At 44.5% G+C, this 23,621-nt stretch carries 24 protein-coding genes and 2 pseudogenes; 11 read left to right on the forward strand and 15 right to left on the reverse strand.

Annotation, left to right across the window (positions count from 1 at the left end; all coding sequences use genetic code 11):
* Window positions 1-170: 170 nt before the first annotated feature.
* Window positions 171-1,658 (forward strand): amidase, encoded by a 1,488-nt coding sequence (locus FTU55_RS00720; protein ID WP_168398099.1) that lies wholly within the window; start codon window positions 171-173, stop codon window positions 1,656-1,658.
* A gap of 48 nt (window positions 1,659-1,706) precedes the next feature.
* On the opposite strand, the gene FTU55_RS00725 is transcribed toward FTU55_RS00720, so the two are convergent.
* Window positions 1,707-2,867, reverse strand: a complete 1,161-nt coding sequence (locus tag FTU55_RS00725) for an MFS transporter (RefSeq protein WP_005177761.1) — start codon at window positions 2,865-2,867, stop codon at window positions 1,707-1,709.
* A 491-nt stretch (window positions 2,868-3,358) separates the two neighbouring features.
* On the opposite strand from FTU55_RS00725, the pseudogene FTU55_RS00730 reads away from it, so the two are divergent.
* The 3 genes and pseudogenes from FTU55_RS00730 (at window position 3,359) to FTU55_RS00740 (ending at window position 4,791) form a co-directional block, all read left to right on the forward strand.
* A pseudogene (locus tag FTU55_RS00730) lies at window positions 3,359-3,913 on the forward strand (cytochrome b).
* Window positions 3,914-4,168: 255 nt separating this feature from the next.
* Window positions 4,169-4,405, forward strand: a complete 237-nt coding sequence (locus FTU55_RS00735; RefSeq protein WP_180045859.1) for a DUF2171 domain-containing protein — start codon at window positions 4,169-4,171, stop codon at window positions 4,403-4,405.
* Between the two features lie 38 nt (window positions 4,406-4,443).
* Window positions 4,444-4,791, forward strand: coding sequence for a four-helix bundle copper-binding protein (locus FTU55_RS00740; RefSeq protein ID WP_104471465.1), 348 nt, complete (start codon window positions 4,444-4,446; stop codon window positions 4,789-4,791).
* A 379-nt stretch (window positions 4,792-5,170) separates the two neighbouring features.
* Here FTU55_RS00740 and FTU55_RS00745 read toward each other — a convergent pair whose 3' ends face one another.
* From FTU55_RS00745 to FTU55_RS00760, 4 genes are all read right to left on the reverse strand, one after another.
* Entirely contained in the window at window positions 5,171-5,404 is a 234-nt protein-coding gene (locus FTU55_RS00745; protein ID WP_180045861.1) for a hypothetical protein, read from the reverse strand.
* A gap of 402 nt (window positions 5,405-5,806) precedes the next feature.
* The gene (locus FTU55_RS00750) at window positions 5,807-6,139 is read right to left on the reverse strand and encodes a hypothetical protein (RefSeq protein ID WP_160241333.1); all 333 of its coding nucleotides are present in this window, start codon (window positions 6,137-6,139) and stop codon (window positions 5,807-5,809) included.
* Between the two features lie 118 nt (window positions 6,140-6,257).
* Entirely contained in the window at window positions 6,258-6,401 is a 144-nt protein-coding gene (locus tag FTU55_RS00755; RefSeq protein WP_005177747.1) for a hypothetical protein, read from the reverse strand.
* Between the two features lie 176 nt (window positions 6,402-6,577).
* Window positions 6,578-6,811, reverse strand: coding sequence for a hypothetical protein (locus FTU55_RS00760; RefSeq protein ID WP_127799541.1), 234 nt, complete (start codon window positions 6,809-6,811; stop codon window positions 6,578-6,580).
* Window positions 6,812-7,020: 209 nt separating this feature from the next.
* Here FTU55_RS00760 and FTU55_RS00765 point away from each other — a divergent pair, with 209 nt between their 5' ends.
* Both FTU55_RS00765 and FTU55_RS00770 read left to right on the forward strand, forming a co-directional pair.
* Window positions 7,021-7,503, forward strand: coding sequence for a CinA family protein (locus FTU55_RS00765; RefSeq protein WP_180045862.1), 483 nt, complete (start codon window positions 7,021-7,023; stop codon window positions 7,501-7,503).
* A gap of 74 nt (window positions 7,504-7,577) precedes the next feature.
* Window positions 7,578-8,198, forward strand: coding sequence for an aminotransferase (locus tag FTU55_RS00770; protein WP_127799537.1), 621 nt, complete (start codon window positions 7,578-7,580; stop codon window positions 8,196-8,198).
* Window positions 8,199-8,275: 77 nt separating this feature from the next.
* Here the strand turns inward: FTU55_RS00770 and prpC are convergent, their stop codons facing one another.
* On the reverse strand, window positions 8,276-9,415 hold the full coding sequence (gene prpC, locus FTU55_RS00775; RefSeq protein ID WP_045795691.1) for a 2-methylcitrate synthase: 1,140 nt from the start codon (window positions 9,413-9,415) through the stop codon (window positions 8,276-8,278).
* 4 nt (window positions 9,416-9,419) lie between these two features.
* Entirely contained in the window at window positions 9,420-10,304 is an 885-nt protein-coding gene (gene prpB / locus FTU55_RS00780; RefSeq protein ID WP_180045864.1) for a methylisocitrate lyase, read from the reverse strand.
* Between the two features lie 226 nt (window positions 10,305-10,530).
* Here prpB and FTU55_RS00785 point away from each other — a divergent pair, with 226 nt between their 5' ends.
* Together FTU55_RS00785 and argF are read left to right on the forward strand one after the other, a co-directional pair.
* On the forward strand, window positions 10,531-11,181 hold the full coding sequence (locus tag FTU55_RS00785) for a TetR/AcrR family transcriptional regulator (protein ID WP_075167741.1): 651 nt from the start codon (window positions 10,531-10,533) through the stop codon (window positions 11,179-11,181).
* A gap of 114 nt (window positions 11,182-11,295) precedes the next feature.
* Window positions 11,296-12,210, forward strand: a complete 915-nt coding sequence (argF, locus tag FTU55_RS00790) for an ornithine carbamoyltransferase (protein ID WP_045795694.1) — start codon at window positions 11,296-11,298, stop codon at window positions 12,208-12,210.
* A gap of 78 nt (window positions 12,211-12,288) precedes the next feature.
* Here the strand turns inward: argF and FTU55_RS00795 are convergent.
* Window positions 12,289-13,542 (reverse strand): annotated as a pseudogene (locus tag FTU55_RS00795) (MFS transporter).
* A gap of 358 nt (window positions 13,543-13,900) precedes the next feature.
* Here FTU55_RS00795 and FTU55_RS00800 point away from each other — a divergent pair.
* On the forward strand, window positions 13,901-14,374 hold the full coding sequence (locus FTU55_RS00800; RefSeq protein ID WP_016658171.1) for a hypothetical protein: 474 nt from the start codon (window positions 13,901-13,903) through the stop codon (window positions 14,372-14,374).
* Between the two features lie 83 nt (window positions 14,375-14,457).
* Here the strand turns inward: FTU55_RS00800 and FTU55_RS00805 are convergent, their stop codons facing one another.
* The 7 genes from FTU55_RS00805 to rpiA all read right to left on the reverse strand — a co-directional run bounded on the left by FTU55_RS00805 (window position 14,458) and on the right by rpiA (window position 21,170).
* Window positions 14,458-14,811: a YnfA family protein gene (locus FTU55_RS00805; RefSeq protein ID WP_005177718.1), complete on the reverse strand. Its 354-nt coding sequence runs from the start codon at window positions 14,809-14,811 to the stop codon at window positions 14,458-14,460.
* Window positions 14,812-14,921: 110 nt separating this feature from the next.
* Window positions 14,922-17,198 (reverse strand): ATP-dependent Clp protease ATP-binding subunit ClpA, encoded by a 2,277-nt coding sequence (gene clpA, locus FTU55_RS00810; protein ID WP_005177712.1) that lies wholly within the window; start codon window positions 17,196-17,198, stop codon window positions 14,922-14,924.
* Between the two features lie 9 nt (window positions 17,199-17,207).
* A complete protein-coding gene (gene clpS, locus FTU55_RS00815) occupies window positions 17,208-17,624 on the reverse strand; it encodes an ATP-dependent Clp protease adapter ClpS (protein WP_035363010.1) in 417 nt (138 codons plus the stop codon).
* An 18-nt stretch (window positions 17,625-17,642) separates the two neighbouring features.
* Window positions 17,643-18,389, reverse strand: a complete 747-nt coding sequence (locus tag FTU55_RS00820) for a DUF6776 family protein (RefSeq protein WP_005177701.1) — start codon at window positions 18,387-18,389, stop codon at window positions 17,643-17,645.
* A gap of 79 nt (window positions 18,390-18,468) precedes the next feature.
* A complete protein-coding gene (gene argC / locus FTU55_RS00825; RefSeq protein ID WP_180045866.1) occupies window positions 18,469-19,524 on the reverse strand; it encodes an N-acetyl-gamma-glutamyl-phosphate reductase in 1,056 nt (351 codons plus the stop codon).
* A gap of 183 nt (window positions 19,525-19,707) precedes the next feature.
* Window positions 19,708-20,388, reverse strand: coding sequence for a M48 family metallopeptidase (locus FTU55_RS00830; protein WP_104513283.1), 681 nt, complete (start codon window positions 20,386-20,388; stop codon window positions 19,708-19,710).
* Window positions 20,389-20,498: 110 nt separating this feature from the next.
* Window positions 20,499-21,170 (reverse strand): ribose-5-phosphate isomerase RpiA, encoded by a 672-nt coding sequence (gene rpiA, locus FTU55_RS00835; RefSeq protein ID WP_168405381.1) that lies wholly within the window; start codon window positions 21,168-21,170, stop codon window positions 20,499-20,501.
* A gap of 107 nt (window positions 21,171-21,277) precedes the next feature.
* Here rpiA and ilvA point away from each other — a divergent pair, with 107 nt between their 5' ends.
* Both ilvA and FTU55_RS00845 read left to right on the forward strand, forming a co-directional pair.
* Complete coding sequence (gene ilvA / locus FTU55_RS00840) at window positions 21,278-22,816, forward strand: threonine ammonia-lyase, biosynthetic (RefSeq protein WP_005177685.1); 1,539 nt, start codon at window positions 21,278-21,280, stop codon at window positions 22,814-22,816.
* Between the two features lie 144 nt (window positions 22,817-22,960).
* A complete protein-coding gene (locus FTU55_RS00845; RefSeq protein WP_005177682.1) occupies window positions 22,961-23,611 on the forward strand; it encodes a TrkA family potassium uptake protein in 651 nt (216 codons plus the stop codon).
* The last annotated feature ends 10 nt before the right edge of the window (window positions 23,612-23,621 follow it).

Raw genomic sequence — 23,621 nt, forward strand, 5'->3', positions numbered from 1 at the left:
CTAACGTTAGCATATTTTTTGCAATAAACTTAGTGCATAAACATAACTCAACAATTTTTTTAAGCCCCAAAATCGCTAATTTTTTACTGTTTAAATTTTAATCTCGCCTTGCAACTTTGCGTAAAATCTCTTACAACAGTTTCTGACAATTTATATTTTCAGGATTGAAAATGAAGTTACAAGAATATTTAAAATATGATGGTCTGGGGCTGGCCGAATTAGTGGCAAAAAAAGAAATTCAGGCATCGGAACTGCTGGAACTGGCTGTACAACGCGCCGAACAAAGCAAAAGCCTGAATGCAATTATTATTCCGATGCATGAACATGCCCAGCAACGCGTACAAGGACCATTGTCTGGTCCATTTGCTGGGGTACCCTTTCTGGTCAAAGACCTGTTTCAGGAATATGCGGGCTACCCAACTTCTTATGGCTGTCAAGGCTTAAAAAGAATGGGCTATATTCCCGAAACAAACGCTGAAATTGTCAATCGTTGGGAACAGGCCGGAATTGTGACTTTTGGCCGTACCAACACTCCTGAATTCGGAATCAAAGGCATTACCGAACCGGATGCTTGGGGCAGCTGTAAAAACCCGTGGCATTTAAAACATAATAGTGGAGGCTCATCGGGTGGTTCTGCGGCTGCTGTGGCCGCCGGTATTGTGCCACTGGCCGGTGCCGGCGATGGCGGTGGCTCGATTCGTATTCCTGCCTCTTATTGCGGCTTGTTCGGTTTAAAGCCGAGTCGTGGCCGTACCCCATGGGGACCGTCCATGAGTGAAGCCATGCACGGCGCTGCCATTCAGCATGTGTTGACGCGCAGTGTCCGGGATAGCGCTGCCATGCTTGATGCAACCCACGGCGAAGAACACAGCTCTTTATTTAAGATTCAGCGCCCGGAAGGTCAATATCTGCAGCTGATGCAACAAGCACCGAAAAAACTGAAAATTGCGTTTAGCACCCACTCTCCTATTGGTACCGCTGTATCTAAAGATGCTATTCAGGCCATTGAGCACACTGTAAAACTCTTAACCAGCCTTGGGCATGAAGTAATTGAAGATCAGCCAGCTATTGATGGCATGCAACTAGCCAAAGATTTTATTACCACCTGGTTTAGCCAGTTCTCTTATATGCTGAGTCAGATTCGCGCGCAGTATCCTTCACGCAATGATGATTTTGAACTGGATTCACTGGCGCTGGCCGCATTTGGCGCCAAAACCTCTGCGCTGGATTATATTCATAACCTGAATAACTGGGGCGTTTATACCACGCAAATGAACCAGTTCTTTGACCGTTATGATTTATATCTGACCCCAGCCACAGCCTCGGTAGCTCCCCAGAATGGCGAAGTTAAAACCCCAGCCTGGCAAAAACCGGTGTTAAAAGCCTTGTTGAAAGTCGGACAGGCGCATCTGTTAACCCAAGGCAAACTGGTCGATCAGATTGTACGGGAAAACCTGAAATGGGTGCCTTTTACCCAGCTGGCCAATATTACCGGCTTACCGGCGATGTCTGTGCCACTGTACTGGAATAAACAGCACTTGCCTTTAGGTTCTCAGTTTATTGCACCTTTTGCTCGTGAAGATGTATTACTACAACTGGCTGCACAACTGGAACAGGCTCAGCCGTGGTTCCCGCAATATCAGCACATCAAAATTTAAAGACTTGAATAGCCTGATTCAACAGCCGGTCGATATGACCGGCTTTTTCTACGCCTGTTTTTGTAGCTGTTTCGGTAAACCAAAGACCAGTAACAAACCCAGTAATGTAGATAAGCCAGCCCAGATAAAGACCGTTTGCCCTGAAAAAATATCCCAATAATAACCAGCCAAAATACTTCCCAACGCCACACCCATACCCCACATAGTGCTATAAATAGCTTGCCCTCGTCCTTGCTGACCCAAGCTGAAATTCTGAAAAATCACCCGCATCGCAATCACATGGAATAAGCCAAAACTAAAGGCATGGATGGTCTGGGCAAAAAACTGGGCGATAAAACTGTCAGGTACCAAACCAACAACAATCCAGCGTAAACCGGTCAGCAGCAAACAGGCCATCACCAGCGTTCGCCATGACCAGCGCGACAAGAAAAAGGTTGCATAAGCAAACATGATAATTTCTGCAATCACGCCTACTGACCACAACAAACCAATTATTGAAGTACTAAAACCAGCCTGACTCAGATAATTGCTATAAAAACTGTAAAACGGCGCATGCGAAAATAGCAGAATAAACTCAATGAGGAAAAAACAGGCCACCACAGGTCGTTTTAACACCGGCCACAAAGGTTCCAGCTGTTTTTGGGAACTAGGTGCAGCGCTGGGTTCTTTAATGCTAAAAGACCAGATAAATGCCAGAAACGCGATACATAGCAACAATACTGGCAGCATGGAGATTGGAATAATTTCCAGCAACGCGCCGATACCAAATACCGCAACAATAAAACCGACCGATCCCCATTTACGCACCTTGCCATACAGCTGTTCACGTTGATCGCCCAGCCAGAATAAGGTCACTCCTTCAAACTGGGCCAAAATGGCATTCTGGAAAAAGCTGAAAATCAGCATCAACAATGCCACTGACTGAAAACTATTCGGAATGATAAACAGCATGAACCAGATACAGGCTTCCATCCAGGTGGCAATACGCACCAGCAACATGCGTTTCCCGGATTTATCGGCAATCCAGCCCCAAATAAAAGGGGCAAAAAACCGGGTGATAATTGCAATGGAAGACAGAATCCCGATTTCCTGATAATTGAAGCCCTGATCTTCCAGATACAGGCTCCAAAACGGCATGAAGGTTCCAACAATGGCGTAGTAAAAGAAGTAGAAACCGCCGAGCCGTGTACTGATTGCAAGTGATCGCATTAGCCGCCCAATCCTTGCATGTTAAATCTGTGATGGAACTTTATGAGTGCATTGGGTTGCATGTATTTTCCTTTGCTTGCAGTTGAGGATACTGCTGAGAAACTCTGCCGAATTTCAGTATTTTAGCACTTGCTTTGTGACGCAACTCAACAGATTGAAAAAAGAAATCCTTAAGATGAGATCAGATGCAGATCATTTAATATGCAGCCAGAAGCCCCTTATCTTTCGTGATCACTGATCATCTGGGCGATTTAACTCAATAAATCGTCTAGTAGCGCAATCTATTACAAGCTTCTTATCGAAGCCTAGAATTGACCAATGGGCGCTATTAAGATTGTTTATACAAGTCAAATTTTCTCATTTTTTTATCATCCCTAATCGAATGAATGTGTGATCCCCCCAAATCTAGAACGCTACGTTGCATTTGTCCGATTTTCGAGTAAACAAGAACAGATTAGGATAAAACGGATCTTTTTATCCTCTTCTAGAATATGAATAACACCTCACTCTACTACACCCGCACCGCCCAAGTCTTGCATTGGCTTATAGCGATTATTTCTATTGCGGCCTGGATTATTGGGTTTTTATAGCGGTAACTTTTTGAGCTATGAAGCAGATGGCAGCTTTAAAGGCGATGTCATTAAACTGCATAAAAATATTCCACCACGCTCATCTTTCTAATTGTAATCCGAATCTTCTGGCGCTATACCCATCCTGTACCAAAACTCCCCGACACCATGTCGCCACTTATGCAAAAACTGGCTCATCTGGGTCATTTAGCCCTGTACTTTATGCTACTGACCTTGCCAATTACCGGCTGTCTATTCAGCTGGAGCGCCGGCCATCCGGCACCAGTACTTTATCTGTTTGAAATTTCACAGATGGTACAGGCCAATCCGGAGCTGTTAGCCATCGTCAAACCCTTACATATCTATTTATCCTGGGCAGCAGGCCTATTATTGATAGGTCATGTACTGGCTGCATTAAAACATCATTTTATTGACCACGATCATGTACTCAAAAGTATGATTTCGAGCGATAAATAAATAACTGTTTTAAATTAGAATAAATCAGGCAGTTTATCCACTTAAACTGTCTGATATAAATAGGATAATCCTGTCATAAATAAAATACTTTTGTATATAAATAAAACCCACGCCTCTCTTTATTCTATTTAAAAGCATGTAACCGTTTAATACGACGTGAATATCTGCCGCTGATTTGTATCGCTTTTATTGCTTTTCATCTTTTGTACGATAGCTTGCATTAGAGTGAAAAAATCCTGTTCTTGAGGCAGCAGTATGGCCAAGTTTCGTCATCATGTGCAACAACATGCGGAGGTCTTTACCGCTAACGGCGTTCATCTGGGCCAAATTGAACAGTTTCTGGATTTAGATCGAATCCAATTCAGTCAGGATGCCGAAGGCAAAGCACATCTGATCCCGCTATCCTGGGTGGGTGATATTTGTGAGCAGCGTATAATCCTGATTAAAAACCTGCAAGAAGTACAAGAAACCTGGATTGAAATACCGCAATAAATTTTGATATCAACCGGACTTTATTCGAGGATCTGCTTATGAATCAGCTGCCGCATCTTTCATCCGTTCAACAATCTTCGCTTTCAATACAGGCCTGTCTGGAATGCATTGTTGCTTGTCAACGCTGCGCAGATGCCTGTTTACACGAAGAACATGTGCAGATGATGCGAACCTGCATCCAGCGCTGTCTGGACTGTGTTGAAACCTGCAAACTCTGTGTTACCTTTGAAGTTCGCAACTCGGAGCTACATCATTTAGCCATGGACCTGTGTGCCAAAGCCTGTGAACTGTGTGCCGAAGAATGTGGCCAGCATGAAGATGAACATTGTCAAAACTGTGCCCGCGCCTGTCGTGCCTGCGCAGAAGCCTGTCAGATTGAAGGTTAATATGGTTTAACGAATCTCAACTGGCAAATAAAAACCACCCAAAGGTGGTTTTTATTTTTAAAAGAGTACGACTCTGGTTTGCCCTAATAAGTAAATCATACAGGTGATAATACATGAAGCACTCACCAGAACCGTAATATCTAAAGACCGTCGTGTATTCACTTTCATATCCATACTCCTTTCTTATTATTGTTCTGTTCTTATACCAAGAAATAGTGATATGACCAATTGCATTATATTACAAAAGCTCACCCATTTATAATATACATCCCCCACATGTATATAAATCTAGAATACTTGGTAATTTATATTAAATTTTTATCACCAAAATTAGCAAAAAATAACATTTACTTTTTTATCTATTTAAAAATACAGATTATTATTTTTCCACAAAACTTAATTCATACTCATCTTGGGTCACTTTTAGCTTGATTCCACGATAACGGCGCTTGTCCGGATCGAGTGCAGAATCTCGGACTTCCTTAGAAAAACGCATATCATGCATAAAATGCGCATACAATTTATAGCCCAAACGTAGTTTTTTCGGTTTCTTGCCCTCTTTTAGGCACTTATCAATGGCCTGATTTAAAAACTCCAAGCTGACATCGTTCATCTGCTTTAACCTCACTTTAACCTTTATTCATTAGTTTTAAATATAAGCAGCAAAAGTTTCATTTTTAAGAATATAGAAAAAATAATATATAGATATATAATATAAAAAATATCAGTTATTTAGCTTTGCTCGATTTTTACCATTGTTTAAAATATTTTAATAAATTACATTTCTATTAAAATCCAGGCAAAAAAAGAGTCCATACGAGGGATGTATGGACTCAAACTCATAAAGAGAAAAGTCAAGAGAAAATAAGAATTTACAGCGCATATTTCCTGATTAAAATTGTCCTATTTTCCTAGATTTCCAGCATTGGCAAAAGCTTCCATTTTTTATTTTTTTTAAACGATAAGTCATATTTTTCAAAGTAATTTCAAAACGTTACTTATCACATTTTATTGACTAAGGTGCTGGCGTTAGCTGATAACCCAAGCCTTGCGCCGCACCCAGTTGTGTTGCCGAAATGGTAAAGATGGCAGTCTGGCCGGTACTGGCACCACACACGGTAATATGTACCAGACCATCATGCCCGAGTGCTTCATTATAAACTTCTATCCCGGCCTGCTGCAGTTGCTCTTTCAGCTGCTGTAAACGCACTTTGGGATCATCCCCCTCACACTGCTTTAAACCTAAGGACTTGGTCACATCTACCTGTTGTGCTGGTGTAGAAGGTACGCTTTGACATGCCATCAGCGTACAACTGGCAAACATGCCAAATAATAAACCGATCTTCATCTTGCATCTCCTTGATCAAACTGCTGCGAGCTCTGCGCTATACTGATGCTTCCTGCCCTGCAACACGTTTGATTGAACTATGAGAAATTAGGAGCTGATGGATAAACATCCCCCAGACTTAGCGCTGTACGGCGGTATCCTGTTTATCTCTTGGATGTTGTGGATGCGGATTCTTTTTATTTGGAATCACTTGTGAATCGGTCTTGGGTTGAGGTTGCTGTTGCTGGGTCTTTTCATTCGAGGTTTTTTCTGGTTTAGCCATCATCGACTCCTGTCTTTATTGTTGTGTTGAACTGTTTTTATTGTTCATGATTTAAGACAGCCGCGCTGTATGGCTTTGGTCAATATTTCAGCTTTCTTGTTAATTCAGGCTTTGTTATTGCAACAGTTTTTAAAAATAAGGTAGATAAAAAAGCCGCCCGCAGGCGACTTTCCGTATTATGCCACAGTCACGACTTTGACAATAATACGTTGCAGGTTTTCTGGCTCTGCTGCGTTCTGGACGCGTTTCAGTTCTTTACTAATCACTTTAAACTGATGGTTCTGATAAGAAATTACTGCAGGAATCTGGTCAAAATATAAAGCATCGGCCTGTAATTCCTCCTGGAAAAGTAAGGTTCCTAACTGATAGTCGAGGTCTTTTAAGACCATATATTTCACAATCGTTTTCATTGTATTAACCTACTTTCACTAAGCACTTTATTTTTAGTTTTACCATTCTTTTGCAGCAGAATAAACCGATAATTTCGAGTTTCGCCTAACTGCTATACAATTGAAACCGGAACGCGCGATCTTTAGTGCTAAATGCCTGAATCCGCAACAAGATTGAGGCTGATCTCGCTTAAAATCGCTTGGAAAAGAAGAAAAAATGGAGATTCATCATGCTGAAACGCTGCTGTGATGCGCTAGAACAACGGCAACTGACCATTGCTTTTATTGAAAGTGCCAGTTCAGGCTATTTATGCAGCCAGTTTTCAATTTATAAGAATAGCGGCGCAGATATTTTACTCGGGGCGCTGGTCAGCTATGACCCGAGCATTAAAGCCAACCTGTTACAGATTGATCCGGCACTGATTGCGCATTACACGGCGGAATCTGCGGAAATTACCGCGCAGATGGCCTTGCATGGCCAGGCTCTGTTTAAACAGGCCAATATTGTGGTGGCCTGTACCGGTTTGCTAAAACCCGGTGGCAGCGCCTGCGCAGAGAAACCTGAAGGCACTTTTTATATTGCCATTCACTATCAGCAGCAATTGCATAATTTTCATTATCTGCTCGATGGTAGCCCGATTGAACGCCTGGATCAGCTGACCCAATTGGTGGCACAGGAAGTATTGGCGCTTATTTTATCTTCACCCGCCTAGATACACTGTTTCTCATCTTTTCTCCATGATTTTGGCTTAAAGTAAAACCATATCCTGTAATGTGGAGTCGAAGTATGAAACTGGTTCAACCATTATTATTTTCTGCTTTAGCCTGTCTGCCCATCATCAGTTTTGCCACCGTCGGCGGCCAGCAAAGGATTGAAGTGCTGGGCTATGACCAGAAAGATCAAAAAGTCTATCTGCTGCGCCATTATGAAGATGGTCGTGGCCGTTTACCGCAGCTGTATTATTACAACTTTAAATCGAAACAGCCGAATCAGCTGGTTCAGGTCAATTCGCTGTATATTAATCCCAAGACCAAAAAGATTGACTATGACCAGCCGCCTACCCGTTTTAATGCCGAGTTGGCCAAAATTAAAAACCGCCTAAAACCCTTGACCAAGGTTAGAACGCAACAGGCGCAAATTAAGGTTTTGCACAGTAGCAAACGTAGTGCCGACTGGATTAATGGTACGGAACCGGTACCACAGTGGCAATATTGCTATCGCGTTGATGCAGGGAACTTCCGCAGTACCGTCCAGCAATCCACCAGTTACAAGCAAGGCTTGAACATTCACCAGGCCTATAACATCCCGCAGCAGTCCAAAATGCTGGTGACTGTGAAATATTTAGGCATTCCGTTTGAAATGGGCTATCCGATTGAAGATCCGGTTCTGCTCAGCAATTCTCAATAACAGCAAAAATATAGCGGAAAAAATATAGCAACAAAAAATAAAGCCTCAAATGAGGCTTTATTCAATGACACGGCAGATTAAGCCGCCGAGGTACGCTCTGCAATTGGCACCACTTTACGCAGTTCTGGACCGGTATAATCCGCGCTTGGACGAATAATACGGTTATCTGCACGCTGCTCCATCACATGCGCCGCCCAGCCGGTCACACGCGACATCACAAAGATTGGCGTGAACAGCTTGGTCGGAATACCCATAAAGTGATAAGCCGAAGCATGGAAGAAGTCTGCGTTACAGAACAGTTTTTTCTCGCGCCACATCACTTCTTCACAGCGGACCGATACCGGATAAAGCACAGTATCACCCACATCTTTGGCCAAACGCTCTGACCAGACTTTAATAATGCCATTACGCGGGTCATTGTCCTTGTAAATAGCATGACCAAAGCCCATGATCTTTTCTTTACGCTCTAGCATGCCCAGCATTTCACGCTCAGCTTCTTCTGGAGAGGTCCAGTTTTCAATCATTTCCATGGCCGCTTCATTGGCGCCACCGTGCAGTGGACCACGCAGTGAACCAATCGCGCCGGTAATACATGAATGCATATCAGACAAGGTTGATGCACATACGCGCGCAGTAAAGGTGGATGCGTTAAACTCATGCTCTGCATACAGAATTAACGACACGTTCATCACCTGCTCATGCAGCTCATTGGGTTTTTCACCACGTAACAGATGCAGGAATTGCGCGCCAATTGAATCATCATCGGTGTTTTCATCAACACGTACGCCGTCATGGCTAAAACGGTACCAGTAACAGATAATGCCCGGTAAAGCGGCCAGAATACGGTCGGCAACATCTTGCTGCACATCAAACGACTGTTCGGTTTCCAGATTGCCAAGCATCGACACGCCAGTACGCATCACATCCATTGGATGTGAATCGGCCGGAATACGCTCCAGTACTTCTTTTAGTGCATCTGGTAACTGACGTAAAGATTTCAGCTTGGCTTTATAGCTGGTTAGCTGTTCGGTGGTAGGTAATTCACCAAAGAAGATCAGATAAGCGACTTCTTCAAACTGGCAGTTTTCCGCCAGATCCTGCACGTCATAACCACGATAGGTCAGACCCGCACCGCTTTTTCCAACCGTCGATAATGCGGTTTTCCCTGCGACTTGTCCGCGCAATCCAGCGCCAGTCAGTACTTTTCCTTCAGCCATTGTTTTAATTCTCCTGCTTGAACAGTTTATCTAATGTGTTTTCAAAGGTGTGGTAATCTAAAAATTCATATAATTCTTTGCGTTGCTGCATTTTATCCAGCACATGGGTTTGTGTGCCATGCTTACGAATCGACTGCATCACTTCCAGTGCTGCTTTTTGCATTGCACGTGTTGCCGACAATGGATATAACACCATACGCACGCCCTGCTCAGCCAGTTCATCAGTGGTGTAATACGGTGTATCACCAAATTCGGTAATATTCGCCAGTACCGGTACACCGACTGCATCACAAACAGTTTTGTACATGGTAATGTCAGTCATGGCTTCTGCAAAAATTGCATCTGCACCCGCCTCGACACAGGCACAGGCCCGGTCAATCACCGCCTGCAAACCTTCTTTTTGCAAGGCATCGGTACGCGCCATCACCACAAAGTTGGAATCGGTCTTGGCATCGACTGCCGCTTTAATACGATCGACCATTTCCTGCTGGGTCACAATTTCCTTGTTCGGGCGATGGCCACAGCGTTTTTGCGCCACCTGATCTTCAATATGCACCGCAGCAGCACCTGCTGCAATCATTTGCTTGATGGTACGGCCAATATTAAATGCACCGCCCCAGCCGGTATCAATATCCACGAGCACAGGTGTATCGACACGTTCTGTAATACGGCGTACATCTTCCAGGACATTATCGAGGCTGGTCATGCCCAAATCCGGCAAACCGTAGGAATAATTGGCGACACCTGCACCCGATACATAAATGGCTTTATAGCCGACCTGTTTTGCCATCATGGCTGCATAGGCATTGACTGTACCGATAATTTGTAAGGGCTTTTCCGTGTCCAGCGCCTGTCTGAATCTTAAGCCCGCAGATGTTTGTTCTGTCATCGTCCTTTCCACAGTAGTTTCTAATTATTGAGGCTTGAGTATACTCAGAATCTTTGCCTAAACCATGACCAATTAGAATAAAGTCCCTAAAACTTTAGTCAAATATTCAAGTAAATCTGTAAGAAAAAAGTCAATACATTTCCGTCTACGCTATTCCATGCCAAGCGGTCATATATTTGCTACAATTGTATTTATTCCTCACCAATTGGCGGCCTGCTCCCTGATTATGCATGATTTGGCTCAGTTAGAACCCTTTAGCAAAGATGTCCCTCCGACCAAGCGTGGGCATGAACGCTGTCTGGCTTTATTATTGAGCGCCAATGACCTGTTTCTGGAACATGGCTACGATGCCGTCTCGCTGGATGATATCGTGCATCATGCCGGTGGCTCCAAGGCCTTTATCTATAAATATTTTGGCAATAAAGAAGGTCTGTTTACCGCCATTTGTGATTATCGGGCGGAAAAGTTCTTTAAAGACATCTGTTTACCCTTTGAATCTTTTGAGGGTGATTTACGGGCTTATTTAATTCATACACTAGATAATTTTAAAAGCCATTTAAGTGTGCCGGCCAATTCTGCCTTTTTAAGGTTAATTTTGGAGCGCACCCAGCACAATGTGGAACTGGCGCGTTATATCTATGAACAAGGCCCCAAGCATTTGCAAACTTCCATTGCACATGCGCTGGATCATGCCGCCGCCCAAGGTCTGATTCGCTGTGAGAATTCACTTTATTCGGCCCAGCTGTTCTTTGGCATTCTGCGTAATCTGGAATGGCGGATTTTAATGGGCTTGCCTGTTCAGGATGACCCGCAAACCACAGATGACTATATTCATTACTGTGTCGATCACTTTCTACAAGGTCATCAAATCGTCTAGTTTTTTGCAATTTCGATTCAATATAGTATATTAGCCGATTCCCTGTTTTATTTAACCAACCAACAACTAATTGTTGTTTTGATTTCAATTTCAGCAATTATTGTGGAGTAACGAATGGCTCTACGTCACTTTCTCACTTTACGCGACCTGTCGACTTTAGAACTTAACCAGATTTTGCAACGCGCAATTGAACTTAAACGCAAGCAGCATCAGCATGAAGTTTTCCAACCTTTTGTTGGTAAAGTTTTGGGCATGATTTTTGAGAAGTCGAGTACCCGTACCCGTGTATCGTTTGAAGCTGGTATGAATCAGTTTGGTGGTAGCGCAATTTTCTTATCTCCACGCGACACCCAGTTAGGTCGTGGTGAGCCTATTGAAGATTCAGCACGCGTGATTTCAAGCATGCTGGATATTGTTATGATTCGTACCTTTGGGCATGACATTGTGGAGCGTTTTGCTTCTTATTCTAAAGTGCCGGTGATTAATGCCTTAACTGATGATCATCATCCATGTCAATTACTGGCTGATATGCAAACCTTCCTTGAACATCGCGGTCCAATCGAAGGTAAAACCGTAGCCTGGATTGGTGATGGCAACAACATGTGTAACTCGTATATTGAAGCGGCACACATGTGGGGCTTCAAGCTAAAAGTGGCTGCACCTAAAGGTTATGAGCCACAAGAAAAATTCCTGTCTGAATTTGCTCACTGTGTTGAACTGGTCGATTCTGCTGAAGATGCCGCAGTCAATGCCGATTTAATTGTGACTGACGTGTGGGCCAGCATGGGGCAGGAAGAAGAACAGAAAATCCGTGAACAGGCATTTGCCAACTATCAGGTCAATGAACGCCTCATGGATCTAGCGCATCCAGATTGTCTGTTCATGCACTGCCTACCTGCACACCGCGGTGAAGAAATTTCAGAAAACATGCTGGATCATAAAAATTCTGTGGTTTGGGATGAAGCGGAAAACCGTCTGCACGCACAAAAAGCCCTAATGGAATTCCTGATCAACGAGCATTTAAAATAATTGCTAACCGCATCAAGATAAAAAAGCATCGTTCATTCCCGGTGCTTTTTTCGTTTTGATCAAGTCATGAAATCCGGATTAATGATCATCTTTTAAATAGCGCGCTTCACGAGGAATTTGCAGACTATAGAAGAAACAGATCACCAGCATCACAATCACATAGATAAAGAAACTGTTTTCAATACCGGCTGATTTAAACTGTAAAGCCACTGAAGGGGCTGAGCCGCCAAATACTGCATTACCAACCGCATAAGAGAAACCAACACCGAGTGCACGCACATGCGGCGGGAACATTTCCGCTTTTACAATTCCACTGATCGAGGTATACAGACTTAACAGCATCATCAGGAAAATCAACAGCAAGGCCACCATCATGGGTGAATCACTAAAGGCACGCATCCCGATTGCCATAACAGGATAAATGGCAATCGCCATCAGACCACTAAACAGCAGCATCGAATTTCTGCGACCAATCCTGTCTGATAAAATCCCGAAGAATGGCTGCGCCACCATCAGAATAAAAATACAGCCCGTCATGATTAGCCCGACCGTCTGCGAATCAATGCCGATATTGGTCAGATAGGTTTTGGAATAAACCGTAATCACATAGAAACTAAGTGAACCCGCCGAGGTATAGCCCACCACCAGCAAGAAAGTTTTCCAGTGATTTTTAAACAGCTCTTTTAAGCTGCCCGACTCTTCTTTATCGCTGTCTTCATGTGACAACGTTTCTTCCAGACGGCTTCGTGCCAGCAGTGAGGCAATGGCAGCCAGACCACCAATCACAAACGGAATACGCCAGCCGCCATCCTGTAACTGCTGCTCGGTCATAAAACTCAGGAAAATTACACCCAGCAAGCTGGCCAGTAACTGTCCGCCGGTTAAAGTCACATATTAGAACGAGGCAAAAAAGCCGCGCTGACCTTTTAAACCCAGCTCACTCATATAGGTGGCAACCGCACCATATTCCCCGCCAACCGACAAGCCTTGTAACAAACGCACCAGCAACAGCAGGAACGGTGCCGCCATCCCGACTTGCTCATAAGTCGGCAATGCAGCAAACAGAAAGGAACTGAAGGCCATTAGGCAGATGGAAATCACCATGGACTTTTTACGGCCATGTTTATCGGCAATACGTCCAAACAGCCAGCTGCCAATCGGACGCATAAAGAAGCTTGCCGCAAATACCCCCCAGACATAAATGGCCTGGGTAGAACTATCCATGTTCGGTGCAGTCAGCGCTTGGGTAAAGTAAACCGCAAATACAGCATAGATATAGAAATCGAACCATTCGACGAGGTTGCCCGAGGCCGCCCCGATAATTCCCTTAATTCGACTGGCTTTTTCCTGTTTGGTTTAAGCTTGGCTCAAGGTTTATCTTCCTCATTTTTAATTTATTGAAATTTCTCATGTATAGGCGATAAGCTCTTGCCACATAAGGAGATATTTTTGCTTAGATACAGCATAAGCACGTTGCCAATATAACTTTTAATGGAAACTTCACACAAAAAATAAAATGTAATTTTTGATCAATTTTTTAGTTAAAAAGTCTTTAAACACAATAATTTATAGATAAATAGATTATATATTTCTTAAATTTATAGAGATAAAGCCAGATCGGATGGTTGCTTATCCGCCCTATTCATGTTGATATAAATGTCTAGAATACAGCTCATAATGTGTGACTCGAATGAACAATAAAATCTATTTGTCGACAGTTTTAGCCCTCGGACTCAGTGCCCTTTCATTCACCAGCCATGCCAGTGAACTGGACCAGTATCTGCAACAAAAACAGATCATTGATGCCGAGTACAAAATCAAGAATACGACCGGACTTAATGAAATTCTGAATATTATTAGTGTGGAAGATTCACGCACCCTGCCGTATCAGGTCGATCAGAATACGATTATTGAACAGATGCAGCTATTTGCAGACCGAGTTGAAGTGAAAGGTTTGATTAGCAGCCCGGATTTCGAGCAGTTTGCTCAGGATGTTGGCCATAGCGAAGTGAAAAAAATCATGAAAAAGAATTTACTGCAGAATTGCGAGATGATTTTTGAGCATCAGTTCCAACGCGTCAATCCCTACCGGATTGAGCTGCAGTTAAGCTCGGCGCAGCAGCAGTATCAGTTACAGCTAAAAAATTCGGAATGTCAATTCTAAACCAACCCGATTAATCACTAACTGCGGTAGTAAATCCTGCCGCAGTAAATTCCCATTTTCAGCCCACAATGACAATAGAAAAATTAACGCACCAGTCCTTGTGGCTGCAAAATAATAATCAGCGCGCCGCACATCACCACCAGACCACCCAGCAGATCCCAACGACTTAAACTGACTTGATCGACAAATTTCAGCCACATCAGCGCGGTAAAAATGTAAATTCCACCATAAGCGGCGTAAATTCGCCCTGATGCTGCCGGATGCAAGGTTAACAGCCAGACAAATACCGCTAGAGCCAATACCGTAGGCAACCAGAGCCAATGTGATTTCCCCTGATTCAAAATTAAATAAGGAAAGTAACAGCCCAAAATTTCCGCCACCGCCGTCACCAAGAACAGACAAACCGTGGTCAGAATTTTAGTGATAGAAAAATCCATAAAAACTCACAATACAAGTGACGCGCAGCTTTCCAATAGAAAGGTAAAAAGATAAACCTTAAACAAACAAAAGCCCGTGCATACACGGGCTTTCATATTCAAGTACAGGATTAAGCCGGTTCAGCGGTTTGATCTTCAAATACTTCAAGTTTCAAACCGGTGGCTTTACCGTTTTCTTTCTTGACAGATACGGCTACATTGCCGCCGTGTTCAGCCAGCTCACCAAATAGGATCATCTCTGCCAGTGGTTTCTTCAGGTGTTCCTGAATTAAACGCTGCATTGGGCGTGCACCCATTAAACGGTCATAGCCATGTTCAGCCATCCACTCACGTGCATCCTGATCTACTTCAAGAATGACTTTTTTCTCATCCAGCTGAGCTTGCAGTTCAGTCAGGAACTTGTCGACCACGCTTTCAATCACGCTGGTCGGCAAGGCTTTAAACTGAATCACGCTGTCCAGACGGTTACGGAATTCAGGCGAGAAGGCTTTTTTCATTGCTTCCTGGTTGTCATTGCTGTTGTCCTGTTCCATAAAGCCAATGCTGACACGAGAAATACTTTCTGCACCAATATTGGTGGTCAGTACCAGCACCACATTACGGAAGTCTGACTTACGCCCGTTATTATCGGTCAATGAGCCATGATCCATAATTTGCAGCAACAGGTTAAACACATCCGGATGGGCTTTTTCAATTTCATCGAGTAGCAGCACACAATGCGGATTTTTATGAATCGCATCGGTGAGCAAACCACCCTGATCAAAACCGACATAGCCCGGCGGCGCACCAATTAAACGGGACACCGCGTGGCGTTCCATGTACTCCGACATATCGAAGCGGACCAGCTCGACACCCAGCAATTTGGCCAGCTGCTTGGTGACTTCAGTTTTACCCACCCCGGTCGGGCCGGCAAATACAAAACTACCCACTGGTTTATCAGGCGATTTCAAACCGGCGCGTGACAGTTTGATGGCAGATGCTAACGCTTCAATCGCTTCATCCTGACCGAACACCACACGTTTCAGATCACGTTCCAGATGCTCAAGCACAGTCTTGTCATCTTTAGACACCGTTTTCGGTGGAATACGGGCAATTTTCGCCACAATATCTTCGATATTTTCCACGGTAATCAGACGATCTTCCTGCTCATCTTTCAGACGGCGCTGTGCACCGGCTTCATCAATCACGTCAATAGCCTTGTCTGGCAAGAAACGGTCATTAATGTATTTAGATGACAACTCAACCGCAGAAACCAGTGCTTTATCATCATATTGGACATGGTGGAAATCTTCAAATTTTGATTTCAGGCCACGTAAAATATCAATGGTTTCAGGAATTGATGGCTCATTGACATCAATTTTCTGGAAACGACGCGACAAGGCATGATCTTTCTCAAAGACCTGACGATATTCCTGGAACGTGGTCGAACCGATACAACGCAAAGTGCCATTGGCTAGCGCCGGTTTAATCAGGTTCGAGGCATCCATGGTGCTGCCCATGCTGGAACCGGCACCAATAATCATGTGGATTTCATCAATAAATAAAATCGCTTCCGGCTTTTTCTTTAACGCATTTAACAGCTGTTTCAGGCGTTTTTCAAAATCACCGCGGTATTTGGTTCCGGCCACCAAGGCACCAATATCCAGACTGTAAATTTCTGAATTGAGCAGTGGTTTTGGCGCTTTACCATTCACGATTAACCAGGCCAGACCTTCGGCAATTGAGGTTTTACCCACCCCCGGATCACCGACCAGCAGCGGGTTGTTTTTGCGACGGCGACATAAGATTTGCGCGGCGCGTTCAATTTCTTTTTCACGGCCAATCAGTGGGTCAGTTTTGCCCTTCACCGCTTCATTGTTGAGGTTGGTGGTATACAGCTCCAGCGGACCGCTATTGGCCGAAGTTGAGCTTTCCCCATCGAGTTCTTCAATTTCTTCTTCGGCTTGCGATTCTTCTTTACGCGTACCATGAGAAAGATACTGAGTTAAGGTTAAACGGTTAATTTGATGGCGTTTTAATAGATATACGGCAAAAGAATCCCGTTCCGAATACATCGCAACCAGAATATCTGCGCCTTCGACTGTGCGATCACCACCACTGGATTGCACATGGAAAATTGCTCGTTGCAAAATACGGTCAAAGCTTTCCGTTGGATGCGGTGCCTGATCGCTGTTTTCACCGAGTTTAGGGGTATGTTGTTCTACATATTCTTCAAGTTCTTTGCGCAGCACAATAATATCTGCCCCGCATGCTTTTAGCGCATTTACTGCAGAATCATTGTCGAGCAAAGCCAATAATAAATGTTCTACCGTCAGAAACTCATGTCTCTTTTGACGAGCCATGCTAACAGCCAAACGTAATGATACTTCTAATTGACGACTGAGCATGTAACCCCCTTAGTTTTTAGGCTCAATCTGACAAAGTAATGGATGACCTTGAGATCGAGCGTAATTATTGACTTGGTTTGCTTTGGTCTCTGCGATGTCTCGCGGATAAACCCCTGCAATACCTTTTCCTTCGTAATGTACAGTTAGCATTACTTGAGTCGCTTGGTCAAGATTCATTGCAAAGTATTGTTGTAAAATTTCAATTACAAAGTCCATTGGGGTATAGTCATCGTTCAATAAAACGACAGCGTATAGTGGTGGACGCTTTAATTCAGGCGGCGCCGTCTGTACGGCAATGTCTCCGTCCTCATGCTCATTCGGCTCATCCGTACTTAAACGCGGATTAAAATGCCAGTCCACCATGCCAGACTGCTGAAAAGACTGTTTGATTTCGTTTAAACAAATTGGTCGTTTGTTACTTCGCATAAGAGATTTATTTCACAGTTATTGCGCAGTGGCTTCTGCTTGCGGTATTTCAGAGATAAAGGCAGAAGGCGCTTCCGTGGCTTTTCCACGTGCCCAGCTGAATCGTTTGGTCACAGGGGTACTACCAGTTAAACGCACTTCAATAAATTGCGGACTAAAGCCTTTTGGCATGGTCCAGCGGCCGGTCAGGCGCTCATAATTATCAAAATTGAAATTATTGTCTTCCATGGGCACCACCAGCACCTCGGTGCCCTGAATCAGACGCAGTTCAACATTGCCTGAAGCACGGCGCTTATTCGGGCTGATTTGCACCAGATCGAGCTGATATTCATAGGCATTATCGGGTAAAGGTTTAATCCCAATATTCTGGATGGTCAGACTTAAACCACCCCGATTACGCAGCACTTCACGGTATAAATTGCCCATGCCATCGGCCTGGATTTTATCATTACGTGCCTGATTCAGGGCCGCATACAGGTCATTGGCATTGCTGACCGCTACATCACGCTCCTGAACCGCTGCATTCAGGGTTTTATTCAGGCTTTCCAGACGAACTTTCTGTTCCTGTACGACTTCAACCAGCTGCTCTGCATCGGCATCATAACCGACCACAGTCAAACCCTGACGATGCCCCACCGAATAGCCCAAAAAGCCGCTGCCTAACATTAATACAGCTGCACCGAGTACGAGAGGTAAATTGCTTTGCATAAAAGGTTTTTTCGGTGGCGTCGGTTGTGACGTGGTATTGGTATCCGTATTCTGCATCGTCATCTCTTGTTTTGATTGCATTCAAACCACACATTTAAATCGAAATCTAAATGTGTGTGAAGTCGAAAAGCGTTTCTTATGGTAATAGACCAATCACCTCTAGGCCAGCCTGCTCTGCAAAGCCAAACATCAGGTTCATGTTTTGTACCGCCTGACCGGCTGCACCTTTCACCAAATTGTCCTGCGCCACCAGCATCACCAGTTTCTTCGGTTGCGGCTTGTACAGGGCAATACGCAGCTGGTTCGCGCCGCGTACTGAACGCGTTTCCGGTGAGCTACCTACTGGCATTACATCTACAAACTGCTCTTGCGCATAAAACTGTTCATACAGCGCCTGTACATCTGCCGCATCCCCTGCATCGGTCAGGTCAATATACATGGTGCTGAGCATGCCACGAATCATCGGTACTAAATGCGGCACAAACACAATGTGGTTAAACACATCTTTTTGACCAGAAATGTTTTCCAATGCTTCCACAATTTCCGGATGATGACGGTGACCTGCCACCCCATAAGCCTTGAAGTTATCGGCATTTTCAGAGTAAATCATGCCCAGGCTGGCTTTACGGCCGGCGCCGGATACGCCCGATTTGGCATCAATAATAATACTTTCAGGTTTAATCAAGGTTTCAGCAGATTTTAATAATGGTGCCAAACCTAATTGCACGGTAGTTGGATAACAGCCCGGGTTGCCAATCACCTGTGCAGTTTTGATCTGCTCACGGTTCAGTTCAGATAAACCATAGACTGAATCTTTAAGAATCTCTGGGCAGGCATGTTCCATGCCGTACCATTTTTCGAATTGGGCCAAATCCTGTAAACGGAAATCTGCCGCCAGATCAATGACTTTGGTATTGGCCGCAACCAGATCGGCCGCGTGTTTCATGGCAACACCGTGCGGCGTGGCAAAGAACACCACATCACACTGTTTTAAATCTTCAATATTTAAATCTGAATAGCATAAATCGGTATGACCACGCAGACTTGGGAACATATCATCGACACGGCGACCAGCTTCAGTACGTGAGGTTAATACAGTGACCTGTACCTCTGGATGTCGTAGTAAAAGACGTAAAAGTTCAACGCCTGTATAACCTGTACCGCCGACAATACCTACTGAAATCACGTTCATACCTCAATCAAGTGTGCTATGTTCAATAAAGCAGTAGTATGACAGGAAGTTTGTGCTTTCTAAACCTTTTTACTCGGTATTGATGGTTTTTTGTCTTATGTGCCTATTGGATCGATCAGAGTACTGATTTTTCAGAAAAATGAACGAGGAATGGGTGAGTTCAACAAGGATGACCCGGCACCCTCACCCCAACCACCAATACGGCAACTGAAAGCGTTTTAAAAATTGTCGATGCTGCTGAAACTCAGGATCATGCCGCGCCACCTCTGCCCAAAAGCGCGGGCTATGATCAAAATGGCGGGTATGCGCCAACTCATGCACACAGACATAACGACAAATCGCTTCTGGCATTAATACCAGCGCACTATTCAGCATAATATCGTGGCGGGCCGAGCAACTGCCCCAACGGGTTTTCGGCTGGCGGATATTACAGCCGTTAAAGTTCAGCCCAGTATCCAGACTCAACTGTTTTAAATACAGCGGCAAATGCTGCTTAGCATAAGCAATCATAAAAGTTTTTAAATAAGCTTCAGGATGCCGATCACTAATCCACAGCTGTAAAGCAGATTCATCCCAGATAAAATTCTGTTTCTGGCTCTGATAACCAATCTGAATAGGCGTATTGAGATTAAACAGTTGTAATTCAGCAGGCAGGCTCTGATCAATCTGTTGCAACTGGGCCTGTTGCGCTTGCCAGGTTTTTAACAGCCAGCCTTCGGCATCGGCAATAAATTTCTGGATTTGGCGATTGCTACAAAAAACAGGCGCCGTAACTTTAATCTGCTGACCAGCGACACGTAAACGCAGTCGTGTCGCACGGACGTTGCGGGTGATTTGAATTTCAGGAAGGTCAGATAATGTCATTATTGTTCTTTTTAGAGAGTCCTCCCCGAGCCTCCCTTAATAAAAGAGGAGAAAAGCCCCCTCTTTTTTAAAGAGGGGTTTGGGGAGATTAACTCTTAAAGGTGTTAAGTTTAAATTGCAGTACGCTCTTCAATACCGTTATTGGTTGCAACAATGGCAATATCAGCTTTGTTTAAAGCAAAAATACCATTACACACCACACCTGGAATATCATTGATGGTTTTTTCCAGTTCCAGTGCATTTAAGATATTCAGGTTATAAACATCTAAAATCACATTGCCGTTATCGGTTACCACACCTTCACGGTACGCCGGATCACCCCCAAGTGCGACCAGCTTGCGTGCCACAGCAGAACGCGCCATTGGAATTACTTCAACCGGTAGCGGGAATTCACGGCCCAACTGTTCAACCCATTTTGAATCATCAACGATACAAACAAATTTTTTCGCAATCGACGCGACAATTTTTTCACGGGTTAACGCCGCACCGCCACCTTTAATCATGTGCATATGACGGTCAATTTCATCTGCACCATCGACATAGGCATCTAAACCGCTCACGCTGTTCATATCCACGACCTCAATGCCCAGCTTTTTCAGGCGCTCTGCCGTTGCTTCAGAACTGGCCACAGCCGCTTCCAGTTGCAATTCTGGCAATAAATCGATGAGGAAATTGACGGTACTGCCTGTGCCTACACCCAGAATCCCGCCTTTAGGCAAATGTTTTAAGGCTGCTTTTGCCGCAGCTTGTTTCTTCTCATCTTGGGTTGCATACAGACTCATGACTTCGCTCAACTATTTTTTGACATTTGATGCTGATTTTACAGCCCAAATGTACAGGGGTTTGTTACAATAAACCCCTATTTTAAACTGTTAGATGGAAGATTAACATGCTGTCTCGTTTGGTTCGACAAATTTTACAAGCAACAGTCTACGATGTTGCAATCGAAACCCCACTCGAAGCAGCGCCACGAATTAGTGAACGACTGAATAACAACATCCGCTTCAAGCGGGAAGATTTACAACCGGTCTTTTCTTTCAAACTACGCGGTGCCTATAACCGTATTAGCCAACTACCTAAAGCGCAGTTAGAACGTGGCGTGATCACAGCTTCAGCCGGCAACCATGCTCAAGGCGTGGCTCTTTCAGGAAAAAAACTGGGGATTCGTGCCATTATCGTGATGCCTAAAACCACGCCAGATATTAAAGTACAGGCGGTAAAACGTTTAGGTGGCGAAGTAGTACTACACGGCGATTCGTTTGATGTAGCCAACAAATATGCCATTCAGCGTGCCCAGGATGATGGCATGACCTTCATTCCACCTTATGATGATGAACTGGTCATGGCCGGCCAAGGCACCATCGCCAATGAAATTTTACGCCAATGGCGCGATGTCGATTATGTCTTTGTTGCCGTAGGTGGCGGTGGCCTGATTGCCGGTGTAGCAGCGTACTTGGGTGATGTCGCTCCGCACGTCAAAGTCATTCCAGTGGAATATGATGAATCGGCCTGTCTGAAAGCAGCCTTAGAAGCTGGTGAACGTATTGTTCTGCCTTCGGTCGGTCTATTTGCCGATGGGACCGCCGTGGCACAGATTGGTGAAAAACCCTTTGATGTGATTCGTCTGCAAAAATCAGATAACTCTGGCCCGATTGTCGAACCGGATGTGGTGCTGGTGAATACCGATGAAATCTGCGCTGCAATTAAAGATACTTTTGATGAAAACCGCAGCATTGTAGAACCATCAGGTGCTATGGCGCTGGCCGGCATCAAAAAATATGTCGAGCAGCATGAGCTGATTGGTAAAAATATCGTGTCGATTGTTTGCGGCGCGAACATGAACTTTGACCGCCTGCGTTATATCGCCGAGCGTACTGAACTGGGCGAACGCAAAGAAGCGATTTTTGCAGTCACCATTCCAGAGCAGAAAGGTTCCTTCCTGAACTTCTGCCGCGCCCTGCAAGGCCGTAATATTACCGAGTTTAACTATCGTGCCAGTGATGCATCGGCCGCACAGGTCTTTGTCGGCATTAGCTTAAAAGGCGGTGAAAAAGAACGTCATGACATCTTTGAGGCCTTGAAAGTGCAATATGATGTTGATGATCTGTCTGATGATGAAGTGGCTAAGCTGCACATCCGCTATTTAATTGGCGGTCATGCCGATATTGAAAATGAACGTCTGTTCCGGGTGGAATTTCCGGAGCGTCCAGGCGCCCTGCTGACCTTCCTGGAGCGTTTAGGCCCGACCCATAACATCACCCTGTTCCATTACCGTAACCACGGCGCCGCCGAAGGCCGTGTGCTGGTTGGTCTGGAAGCCAGCGATGCCAAACAGAACCCGGACGGGCTGATTGAAACCCTGGAAAGCATTAGCTATCCATATGCGGAAATTAGCAATAACTTAGGTTATCAGCGCTTCCTGAAATAAAATCCAGTTTAAAAAACCGCCATTTGCTGGCGGTTTTTTATTGGTTTACACAAACACCCTAAGAAAAATGATGTAAATATCCACCTGATCTTTAAAATAAATTTATATTCACGCTAACCATAAAAATGTAATTAGGAACACACTATGGCGCAATTTGCAGTCATTGGCTTAGGCAGTTTTGGTGCCACCGTTGCCACGCAACTGGTCAGCCTGAAACATGATGTGATTGGCATCGATATTAATAAAAAGTATGTGGAAAATATTGCCGAGGAAATTACCCATGCCGTGATTGCCGATGCCACCGACGAACACGTGCTACAAGAGCTGAATATCCAGAACTGTGATGCGGTGGTGGTGGCCATTGGTGAAGATATTGAAGCCAGTATTTTATGTGTGCTGCATCTGAAAAATATGGGGCTGGAAAAAATTTATGTCAAAGCCAAGTCCAAAGCCCACCACATGATTCTGACCCATCTGCAGGTCAGCAAAATTATTCATCCGGAAGAAGATATGGGTGTCCGCATTGCCCAGTCACTGAGTTATCCGATGGTCAGCCGCTATATGGCGCTGGAAGATGACCACTTTATTGTCAAAGTGGAAGTCACTGAAGCCTTAAACGGTACGCGCTATCATGAGTTTATCGGTCATGCGCCAGAAGTGAAAACCCTGCTGCATAAACGCGGCAGCGAGATTCAGTTCAGCCTCGATCCGCAGTTAATTATGCAGCAAGGCGATATTCTGGTGCTTGAAGGCCAGGTTGAACAGCTGAAACGCTTATCCAAGCATTTTAAATAGCCATGAACCA

The sequence above is a fragment of the Acinetobacter sp. YH12117 genome, from assembly GCF_013418865.1.
Lineage (GTDB): Bacteria > Pseudomonadota > Gammaproteobacteria > Pseudomonadales > Moraxellaceae > Acinetobacter > Acinetobacter indicus.